This is a genomic window from Nonomuraea sp. MG754425, from assembly GCF_021699195.1.
Classification (GTDB): domain Bacteria; phylum Actinomycetota; class Actinomycetes; order Streptosporangiales; family Streptosporangiaceae; genus Nonomuraea.
This window is the reverse complement of record NZ_SSXE01000108.1, coordinates 24,866-34,449: the sequence shown is the minus strand read 5'-3', so window position 1 is coordinate 34,449 and position 9,584 is coordinate 24,866. Positions and strand designations below refer to the sequence as shown.

Here is a 9,584-nt window from a genome sequence, read left to right as displayed (position 1 = left end):
AGTACTACAGCCTGATTTCGTGATGCTTGAGCCAGCGTTTCCAGTAGTGGCTACTGCGGGCGCGGGTCTGGTGTTGTCGGCGGCGGTGCGACCAGGCGATTGCGAGTTCGACAGGACGAGTGATGGCCGTGATCAGGTGTGCCAGGAGACGACGGATCTCGGCCGGGCTGAAACGGACCAGGCCGCTGCTGCTTTTGGGACACTCGCCGCCGTGACCGCCAGAAAGGCGTGGGCAAGCATGGCCAACGTGATGTGGCGGTGCCAGGCGTCGAATCGTCTGACCTGGTAGTGGTCGAGGCCGGTCTCATTCTTGGCACTCTGGAAGCACTCTTCGATTGCCCAGCGCGCTCCGGCGATGGCGATGAGGTCGTCGAGGGTGGTGCCGGCCGGGGCGTGACATAGGTAGTAGGCCAGTTCGAGTTCGCCCTTGACGTTGGGCGTGAGGCTGCGCCGGACCAGGAGCCAGCGCCGGTAGCCGGGTTCGGTCTCGAAGTGCAGCTCGGCCAGTGCCCAGTCATACAGGCGGGGTCCTTTGGCGCCGTTTCCGCACGACAGGCGCTTCCACGCCTCGGGTGGCGCCTGGGCAGCCAGGGTGTCGGCACGGGTGTCACCACCGAGCCCGGCCCCGACGGTTTGGTTCTTGGGCACGGCGACCACGTAGTTGAGCCGGCGCTGCTCCAGGAAGTGCCGGAACTTGTAGTCCATGCCGTAGGCCTCATCGGCGGTGACCCAAGAGACGGGCATTCCCGCCTCCACAGCGCGCGCCAGCATCTGCCGGGCCAGTACCGGCTTGGTCGCGAACGGCGTGCTGTCCGGAATGCCCGCCGTGGCGCAGCGGACGCGGTCATCGGTCCAAGACTTGGGCAGATACAACTCCGCGTCGATCAATGCTCGGCCCAGCGGAGAGGCGTAGGCCAAGAACACCCCGAGTTGGCAGTTTTCGATGCGGCCAGCGGTGCCGGAGTACTGGCGTTGCACCCCGGCTGACTTGTCGCCCTTCTTGAGGAACCCGGTCTCGTCCACGACCAGCACACCATCGCGGTGGCCGAGGTGCTCCACCACATAAGCTCGCAGATCGGCTCGCACCTCGCGGGCGTCCCAGCGGGCGTTGTTCAACAGCCGCTGCATCCGATCCGCGCGTCCAGCCCGGACGACCACGCACGAAGGTCGTCAGCAGTAAACTCGTCCGACATGCATCCAGACTATAGATCACAAAGTCTGGCTGTAGTACTAGGCCGTGTCCCGTGATCATGTGACGGGGTCGCGGAGCCAGATGCGGATCGAGGCGACGTCGATGGTGCCCTGGTAGATGCGTTGTCGTTTGTCGTAGCGAGTGGCCACGGCACGATGCTGGCGGAGTTTGTTCACGCAGCGCTCGACGGTGTTGCGTTCTTTGTAGGCCTCCCGGTCGAAGACCGGGGGCCTGCCGCCTTTGGAGCCGAGTCTCGTGCGGTTGGCGGCCTGGTCCTTCTTCATCGGGATGACGGCCTTGATGTTGCGTTTGCGCAGGTAGCGGCGGTTGGCGCGAGAGGAGTAGGCCTTGTCGGCCATCGCCCTGGCCGGCCGGTTGCGGGGTCGTCCAGGGCCACGGCGCGGGATGCGGATGGACTTCAGCAGCGGGATGAACTTCGGGCAGTCCGCGTGCTGGCCCGGGGTGAGGATCCGGCTGATCGGTCGGCACCGCCGATCGGCCACCAGATGAATCTTCGTGGACAACCCGCCCCGTGACCGTCCCAGGGCCTCCCGACCCGCCGACGTCACCTCGTGATCTTTGCAAGCCCCTTTGAAGGCAGGTCGACGGCCGGAGCGTGCCGTGCCCCGGCCGCGTGCTGGTGCGCGCGGACCACAGTCGAGTCCGCGCTGACCGTCCAATCCTCGCCCTCGACCTCGTTGCAGCCCGCCCGCAGCCCGTCCAGGATCCGCTCCCACGTCCCATCCAGCGACCACCGGCGATGCCGGTTGTAGACCGTCTTCCACCTGCCATAACAGGGCGGCAGGTCACGCCACGGCGTGGCCGTACGCGTCCGATGGAAGATCCCGTTCATCACCGTCCGATGATCACTCCACCGAGCTCCATGCACGGTCTGCGACGGCAGCAGCGGCTCCAACAGCAGCCACTCCGCATCCGTCAGATCATGACGCTTCAGACGTTCCTCATCCACATGGATGATCTACACCAAAACGCCCCCAAAGGCCACGGGCACGATCTAGGGGAGGCGGGCCAGCAAGTGGGCGTCGAGGAAGCCCCGCTCTGAGGCCGGGTCGTGGAGCAGCCGGGCGAACGGGACGAGCCCGGCCCCGGCCAGCAACTCGACGAACCGGTCCGCTGGCCAGCTATAGGCGGGCGTCACCTTGTGGTCGAAGCGGACCGGCTCCGATCCGTCGGTCGCGAAGAACGAGACCAGGAGCAGGCCGCCCGGTGCCAGCACACGCACCTGCTCGGCGAGCAGCGCGGGCAAATCCCCAGGAGGGGTGTGGATCATCGAGTAGTGGGCCAGCACGCCGCCGAGCGCGCCGTCCTCGACCGGCAGGGCCTCCATCCGCGCCTCATCAAACTGCAGCGCCGGATGGGCCCGCCGGGCGTGGTCGACCATGCCCGGGGAGAGGTCGAGCCCGAAGGCGTCCAGCCCCAGATCGTGCAGCATGGCCGTCAGATGTCCAGGCCCGCACCCGACGTCGACTGCCCGCAGGTTCCCCGTCCCGCGCACCAGCTCAGCGAAGGTACCGATCATGTTCCGCGAGAACGGCTGCGTCTCCAACTGATTAGCAAACATCGACGCATACAGCTCGACGACCCCGTCGTAGGCCGCCCTGGTGTCGTCCTGATGTTCCATCACGGGGAAGGAAACTAGCATCCGCGCACGTTCGCAGTTTCTCGGCCCCGTGTCCCCCAACCCCTTAAGGTCTGACTGTCCGATCACATGATCACGGGACAGGCCCTAGCGGGGCAGCCGCTCCAGGATCAGCGCGATGGCCGCGTCCGGCTCGCTGTCCTGGGTCAGGCCCGAGGCCGCCTTGCCGACCGCGTCGTACGCGCCGCCGTACGACTGCGCCCTGGCCGCGCCCCGGCTGAACAGCGTCATCGCCCCGCGCCCGTTGCCGCGCTGCAGGTGCGTCAGCCCGACGCAGATCTGCGCCAGCCCCTGCCACAGCTCCCGCTCCTCCTCCGGAGCGCACTTCCACCGTCCCTCGAACACCTCGTGCGCGTTGAACGGCAGCCCCTCCTCCAGGAAGCGCCGCCCGTCGGCCAGCGCCCGCTCGGTGGTGGGGGCGTAGTCGTCGGGCACCCTGGGCATGCCGGGGGACCCGTAGGGCAGCGGCCGGCCGTAGGCGTCGCGCGGCCGGGAGCTGCGCGGCCTGCCCTCGGCGTCGCGGTCTCTCATCGGTCGGGCTCCGGATCGGTCAGCCAGCCGAGCAACTCGGTGTCGAACACGTCGGGGATCTCCTCATGGGGGAAGTGGCCGGCCCCTTCGAACAGCCGCCACCGGTAAGGCGCCGCCACATAGCGGCTCGAACCCTGTGCCGTACGGGGCAGGACGCTCGGGTCGAGTGCCCCGTGCACCTGCAGCGTGGGCGCCTCGACCTCGGTGCGCATGGCGCGGGCGTAGCGCCGCCCGTCGGGCCGGAACTGGGAGCGGCCGAACCAGCGGTGATACTCCAGCGCGCAGTGCGCCACGGCCGGGATCCGGAACGCCTCCCGATACGTACGGGACTCCGCCGGCTCCGGCCACCCGGGCCGCGAGCGCTCCTCCAGCAGCCGTCCCACCAGCGCCGCGTCTTGGCGCGTGAGCCGGTGCTCGGGCAGCAGCGGAAGCTGGAAGCCGAACGTCCGCCTGCTCGCCCTGAGCTGTCCGAAGGGGTCGGTCAGCAGGGCGTTGCGCAGCCGCAGGGGGTGGGGGGCGGACACGGCGACCAGCCGGCGCACGCACTTGGGGTCGAGGACGGCCATCGTCCAGGCCAGCAGCCCGCCCCAGTCGTGTCCCACCACGATCGCCCCGGTCTCGCCCAGCGCCCTGATCAGCCCGGTCGCGTCGGCGGCCAGCGTGGGCAGGTCGTAGCCGCGCGGCGGCTTGTCGCTGCCGCCGTAGCCGCGCAGGTCCACCGCCACCGCCCGGTAGCCGGCGGCCGGCAGCGAGACGAGCTGGTGCCGCCACGTCCACCAGAACTGCGGGAACCCGTGCAGCAGCAGGACCAGCGGGCCCTCGCCCGCCTCGACCACGTGGAAGCGGGTGCCTCCCGCGTGCACCGCGCGGTGTGTCCAGGGGCCCTCGATGTGGACGGCGGACTCGTCAGGTGCCATCGCGGGTCACCGGCTCGCGATCCGCGGCGAGCGCGGGCACCGCCTGCTCGTCAGGCGTGGCGATCTCCTTGAGGTCCCTGATCGATCGGGCCGTGCGCTTCATCCCCGCCAGCCCTTTGAGCCGCCGGATCCCGATGAACACCAGCAGACCCGCCGCCAGCAGGTAGACCACGGTCACGATGAGGAAGGCCAGCCAGTGGGGCAGCACCTGGGCCAGCGCGTACGCGATCGTGAAGGAGGCGAGGATCAGGCACAGGTGCGCCATGAAGGCGGCGGCGGCGAACATCCCGGCCGCCGTGCCGACCCGCTTGGCGTCGAACCTGAACTCGGCCTTGGCCAGCTCGATCTCCGAGCGGATCAGGGACGAGATGTGACTGCTCGCCTGGGCGACCAGCGAGCCCAGGGATTCTTCCTCGGGAGTCTGCGGCATGAAACGTCTCCTATCGAGGCCTGGTGGCCGTGTCAAACATCATCCAGCGCGATACGGCGCTTTGCGTACTCGTAGGGTGAGCGGCACCGCCGCCGGGACCGACGCGATGACGCTCGCCGCGCGGACCCCGGTGGTGACGGCCTGGGCACGCCGCGGATGCGGCTCCTTCGACAGTGTCGTCAGGCCGAGCCGCACCTACAGCCAGGCACCACCGAACACGCCGAGGAACTTACCGAGTACGAGCCCCGCTAACACTCCCAGAACTACCCGATCGGACAAGATAGCGCCGAGAGCTGATCCGTCCGGCCGCACCCCCCGGTCGGCACGGACTCGGGGCGGGGGCGACGGAGCCTGGCGAAGAGCGCAAATAAGGCCGCATCCCCCGTTTCATCGGGGTATGCGGCCTTATCGGGGCTACGCGGTTGCTAGTCCTCGGACTTGGCGCTCGGGAGCTTCTCCGAGATCAGGTTCATCACCGTGCTGTCGGCCAGCGTGGTGACGTCGCCGATGCTGCGGTTCTCGGCCACGTCGCGCAGCAGGCGGCGCATGATCTTGCCCGACCGGGTCTTGGGCAGCTCGGGCACCACGAGGATCTGGCGCGGCTTGGCGATCGGGCCGAGCGTCTTGGCCACGTGATCGCGCAGCTCGGCCGCGACGTCGTCGCTCTCCTGGGCGGTGCCGCGCAGGATCACGAACGACACGATGGCCTGGCCCGTCACGGGGTCGGTCGCGCCGACCACCGCCGCCTCGGCCACCTTCGGGTGGCTGACCAGCGCGCTCTCCACCTCGGTGGTGGAGATGTTGTGGCCGGAGACCAGCATGACGTCGTCCACGCGGCCGAGCAGCCACAGGTCGCCGTCGGCGTCCTTCTTGGCGCCGTCGCCGGGGAAGTACATCCCCTCGAAGCGGCTCCAGTAGGTGTCGATGTAGCGCTGGTCGTCACCCCAGATGGTGCGCAGCATGGACGGCCACGGCTCGCGGACGACGAGGAAGCCGCCGCCGCCGTCGGGCACGCTGTTGCCCTGGTCGTCCACCACGTCGGCGACGACGCCCGGCAGCGGGCGCATGGCGGCGCCCGGCTTGGCCGCGGTCACGCCCGGCAGCGGGCTGATCATGATGGCCCCGGTCTCGGTCTGCCACCAGGTGTCCACGACGGGGCAGCGGTCGCCGCCGATGTGCTCGCGGTACCAGACGTACGCCTCGGGGTTGATCGGCTCGCCGACGGAGCCCAGGACGCGCAGGCTGGACATGTCGTACTTGGCGGGGATGTCGTCGCCCCACTTCATGAACGTCCGGATCGCCGTCGGGGCCGTGTAGAGGATCGTGACCTGGTACTTCTGCACGATCTCCCAGAACCGGCCGCGGTGCGGGGTGTCCGGGGTGCCCTCGTAGATGACGCTGGTGGCGCCGTTGGCGAGCGGGCCGTACACGATGTAGGAGTGGCCCGTCACCCAGCCGATGTCGGCGGTGCACCAGTAGATGTCGGTCTCGGGCTTGAGGTCGAAGACCGCGTGGTGGGTCCAGGCCGTCTGCGTCAGGTAGCCGCCGGTGGTGTGCAGGATGCCCTTGGGCTTCCCGGTGGTGCCGCTGGTGTAGAGGATGTACAGCGGGTCCTCGGCATCGTGCGGCTCGGCGGTGTGCCGGTCGCTCTGGCGGTCGACCAGGTCGTGCCACCAGACGTCCTTGTCGCCGGTGGCGACCTCCTCGCCGGTACGCCGTACGACGAGGACGTGCTCGATCTGCGGGCACTCGGCGACGGCCTCGTCCACGGTCGGCTTCAGCGCGGACGGCTTGCCCCTGCGGTAACCGCCGTCGGCGGTGATGACCAGCTTGGCGTCGGCGTCGTCGATCCGGCTCTTCAGCGCGCCGGCCGAGAACCCGCCGAACACCACCGAGTGGACCGCCCCGATGCGGGCGCAGGCCAGCATCGCGATCGGCAGCTCGGGGATCATCGGCATGTAGATCGCGACCCGGTCGCCCTTGCCCACGCCCAGCTCCGCCAGGGCGTTGGCGGCCTTGCTGACCTCGCGCTGCAGGTCACTGTAGGTGAGGGTGCGGGAGTCGCCCTCGGGCTCGCCCTCCCAGTGGTAGGCGACCTTGTCGCCGCGACCCTCCTCGACGTGGCGGTCGACGCAGTTGTAGGCGACGTTGAGCTCGCCGCCCACGAACCACTTGGCGAACGGCGCCTTCCACTCCAGCGTCCTGTCCCACCGCTTGGCCCAGGTCAGCCGCTCGGCCGCGTGCTCCCAGAACGCGAGGCGGTCGGCGGCGGCCTCCGCATATGCGGCTTCGGTCACGTTCGCGGCCGCGGCCAGGTCAGCCGGTGGTGCGAACCGGCGGTTCTCCTTCAGCAGGTTGGACAGCGCCTGGGGCTCGTTACCAGCGGTCTCCGGGGCCACCTCGTGCTCCTTCTATGGCCAGATTGGATAGGTTCGTGTCCCACTTCACCAGCTCATGACCGTCGTCCACAAGAGGTCTAGACAGGTCTGTACCGAGTCTGTGAAGGGGGCAGAGGTTATCAGGAGGCATTACAAATGCTATTGAAATGTTGTCATCCTGAAATCCGGTGAATATGCGAGTGGGGGATGGGGGCGGGTTTTTGGGCCCCCTTGCGGGGTTTATCGGTGGCGGGCGTGGTTGCTCACGGTGAGCGACCGGCGTCCCACCAAGCGTCAGTTTGGTGGACGGTGGGGTGGCGCGGTGCATACGTCCCGTGGTCGCGGCCGTTCCGGTGCGCCTCGTCGTTCGGGTCGGATGGGTGGCGGCCGTGTTGGTCGGTTGTGTTGGCTGGTTGCGTTGGTTGGCGGCGTTGGTTGGCGGCCCGATCCTGGGCCGTCCGGCGCTCGGCCGCGTGCGTATGCCTGTCGTGCGGGTGGTGACGTGGCATGACACGAAGCAACATTTGCGAAATATACGACACGCAGGACACTGAACCGGGACCCGGGGCACCCCTTGATCGTGAGCTGGGCTGATGGGGAGGGGTCGCGGGGCCTTCCCGGCCCGGCCTTCGACTCGTTCGGGCGCGGGTAGGGTCGGGGGCGTGAGCGATCCAGACCCGTTGGCCGTGATAGCCCAGCTCCCCGGCGTGCCGGAGGCGGTGGACGAGGCCCGGCAGGCCGTGGACAGGCTCTACCGGCACCGCGTGCTGCGCCGGGCCAGCCCTGCCGTGTCCACGGAGTCGTCACTGCGTGGCGCCCGCGCGTCGGCCGCCCTGGAGGGCGTGGACGTGCCCCTCGACGTCCTGCGCCGCGACGAGGCGCACGACCCGCTGGTCCAGGGGGCGCTGCGCGCGTCGGCGGAGACGGGCAGGCTGGGCGCGACCTGGCGGACGGCACCCAGGCAGGTGCTGGCGCGCCTGCACGCCGTCTCGGCCGCCGGCCTCGTGCCGCAGGAGGGCCTGGGCCGTCCCCGCACCTCCGACGAGGCCCCTGACCTGCTCGGTCTGGGCCCGGCGCCGGGGGCCGCCGACACCGCCGCCCGGATGGAGAACCTGTTCGGCCTGCTGGAACGGCCCACGAAGGCACCCGCGATCGTGCTGTCCGCCGTCGTGCACGCGGAACTGGCGGTGCTGCGCCCGTTCGGCGCGGCCGACGGGGTCGTGGCCCGCGCGGCCGGGCGGCTGACGCTCGTCGAGCACGGGCTGGACCCGAAGTCGCTGGTGGCGGTGGAGGTAGGGCATCTGGAGCTGCCCTACGCGGACGCGCTCCGGGCGTACTTGGACGGCTCGCCGGAGGGCGTGGCCGCCTGGGTACAACACTGTGCCTCGGCGGTAACCCTGGGCGTTCGCGAGGCGACCGCGATCTGCGAGGCCATGCAGCGGGGCTGACGCGAAGGCGGTCGAACCGCCTGGTGAGGAAGCTGACATAGCTGACGGCGTCCCAGTCACGAGACGCCGTCTGCCGGTGCATCACGCCGGGTTACCAAGCGTGCACCTCAATCCGTCGGAGCGGGTCAAGCCCGCCACGACGCGCCTCCCGCGGCTGGTCGCGCGTGGGTACCCGGTGATGCACCCGGACAAGTGGTCCGTAACCCCTTTCTACGACTAATCAGCCCTGATGGGAACCCCTCAGACCAAGACCTTTGCTCCATCATGGGCGGGTGTCCGGGGTGGCGGGGCGGGCTCCGGGGTGCCGACCCGGTTATCGATCCGTGACGATTACTCTGCGTGATCGTCTTTATGTGATCGTTATACGGTAGGGAAAAAACTTGGCGAAAATGCGAGATTACTCCTCGACGAAACTCGCGTCGATCGGGCAGCATACGGTGGTATCGCCCGAAACTGGAGCGCCCTTGCACGGGATTGCTTTGCAAGTCCCTTGCCAGGCTCTGGTTCAGTGATGAAAGCTTTCTTCTGAAACGGGACCGGCTCTACCCCCCCGGAGCCGGACCGATCAGGCGACCCCCGCTCTCCCCCCCGGCGGGGGTCGCCCCTTTTCCGGCATCTTTCGCTGACCGAGCGCCGCCGTCGCGGCCGACTCCGATGCTCGATCTTTCCGGACGCTGCTTCGGGCCCCTTGCTGCCTGACTGCGGGTGCCTTGGTGTCTTGTCTCGCGCGTCGCGCCTCGCTTCCCTATCAGGCCCCGACCTTCCTGGGCCGGACTCCGGTCTCCGTGGGCCGGGCTTCGTCTTCCTGAGTTGGGCCCCCCTTTCCTCCGGCGGCCCGCGTCTCCTACGGCTCGGTTCCGTTCCGTGTCGGGCTTCGTCTCTCATGTGCTGTGCTCTGGCGCCCGGGTTGAGCCGTGCGTCCGGTGTCGGTCGCTCACCTGCATCGAACCTTCCGGGCTTTCTCCCGCGCAGTGCTGCCCCATGCGCCTCGGGCCCCGTCTCCCAACCCCATCCCCGCTTATCCACAG

The 9,584-nt window shown here is 69.0% G+C and carries 9 protein-coding genes; 1 reads left to right on the top strand and 8 read right to left on the bottom strand.

All coding sequences use genetic code 11. The features are described 5' to 3' along the window. Positions 1-132: 132 nt before the first annotated feature. The 8 genes from FAF44_RS32260 to acs form a co-directional block, all read right to left on the bottom strand. A complete protein-coding gene (locus tag FAF44_RS32260; protein ID WP_308193418.1) occupies positions 133-1,158 on the bottom strand; it encodes an IS701 family transposase in 1,026 nt (341 codons plus the stop codon). A 90-nt stretch (positions 1,159-1,248) separates the two neighbouring features. Further along, positions 1,249-2,147 (bottom strand): IS5 family transposase gene (locus FAF44_RS32255; protein WP_237107096.1). Its coding sequence is split into 2 segments (ribosomal slippage): positions 1,249-1,805 and positions 1,805-2,147, totalling 900 coding nucleotides; the frame shifts between segments, so codons are not numbered across the junction. Between the two features lie 60 nt (positions 2,148-2,207). Further along, on the bottom strand, positions 2,208-2,837 hold the full coding sequence (locus tag FAF44_RS32250; protein ID WP_237107092.1) for a class I SAM-dependent methyltransferase: 630 nt from the start codon (positions 2,835-2,837) through the stop codon (positions 2,208-2,210). Positions 2,838-2,939: 102 nt separating this feature from the next. Then, positions 2,940-3,383 carry a DUF309 domain-containing protein gene (locus FAF44_RS32245; RefSeq protein WP_237107091.1) on the bottom strand — a complete coding sequence of 148 codons (444 nt, stop codon included), beginning with the start codon at positions 3,381-3,383 and terminating at the stop codon, positions 2,940-2,942. After that, positions 3,380-4,300, bottom strand: a complete 921-nt coding sequence (locus FAF44_RS32240) for an alpha/beta fold hydrolase (protein ID WP_237107090.1) — start codon at positions 4,298-4,300, stop codon at positions 3,380-3,382. Before FAF44_RS32240 ends, FAF44_RS32245 begins: the two co-directional genes overlap by 4 nt. Then, a complete protein-coding gene (locus FAF44_RS32235; protein WP_237107089.1) occupies positions 4,290-4,730 on the bottom strand; it encodes a phage holin family protein in 441 nt (146 codons plus the stop codon). The genes FAF44_RS32240 and FAF44_RS32235 overlap by 11 nt, the downstream gene beginning before the upstream one ends. Positions 4,731-4,925: 195 nt before the next feature. Then, a complete protein-coding gene (locus FAF44_RS56475) occupies positions 4,926-5,042 on the bottom strand; it encodes a Na+/H+ antiporter NhaA (RefSeq protein WP_368857779.1) in 117 nt (38 codons plus the stop codon). Between the two features lie 113 nt (positions 5,043-5,155). Then, complete coding sequence (gene acs, locus FAF44_RS32230; protein WP_237107088.1) at positions 5,156-7,129, bottom strand: acetate--CoA ligase; 1,974 nt, start codon at positions 7,127-7,129, stop codon at positions 5,156-5,158. A gap of 641 nt (positions 7,130-7,770) precedes the next feature. Here acs and FAF44_RS32225 point away from each other — a divergent pair. Further along, the gene (locus tag FAF44_RS32225; protein WP_237107087.1) at positions 7,771-8,556 is read left to right on the top strand and encodes an oxidoreductase; all 786 of its coding nucleotides are present in this window, start codon (positions 7,771-7,773) and stop codon (positions 8,554-8,556) included. Positions 8,557-9,584: the final 1,028 nt, after the last annotated feature.

Excerpts from the sequence above, each read along its gene's own strand:
- FAF44_RS32245 (WP_237107091.1), bottom strand. The coding sequence starts at position 3,383 with ATGAGAGACCGCGACGCCGAGGGCAGGCCGCGCAGCTCCCGGCCGCGC.
- FAF44_RS32240 (WP_237107090.1), bottom strand. The coding sequence starts at position 4,300 with ATGGCACCTGACGAGTCCGCCGTCCACATCGAGGGCCCCTGGACACAC.
- FAF44_RS32235 (WP_237107089.1), bottom strand. The coding sequence starts at position 4,730 with ATGCCGCAGACTCCCGAGGAAGAATCCCTGGGCTCGCTGGTCGCCCAG.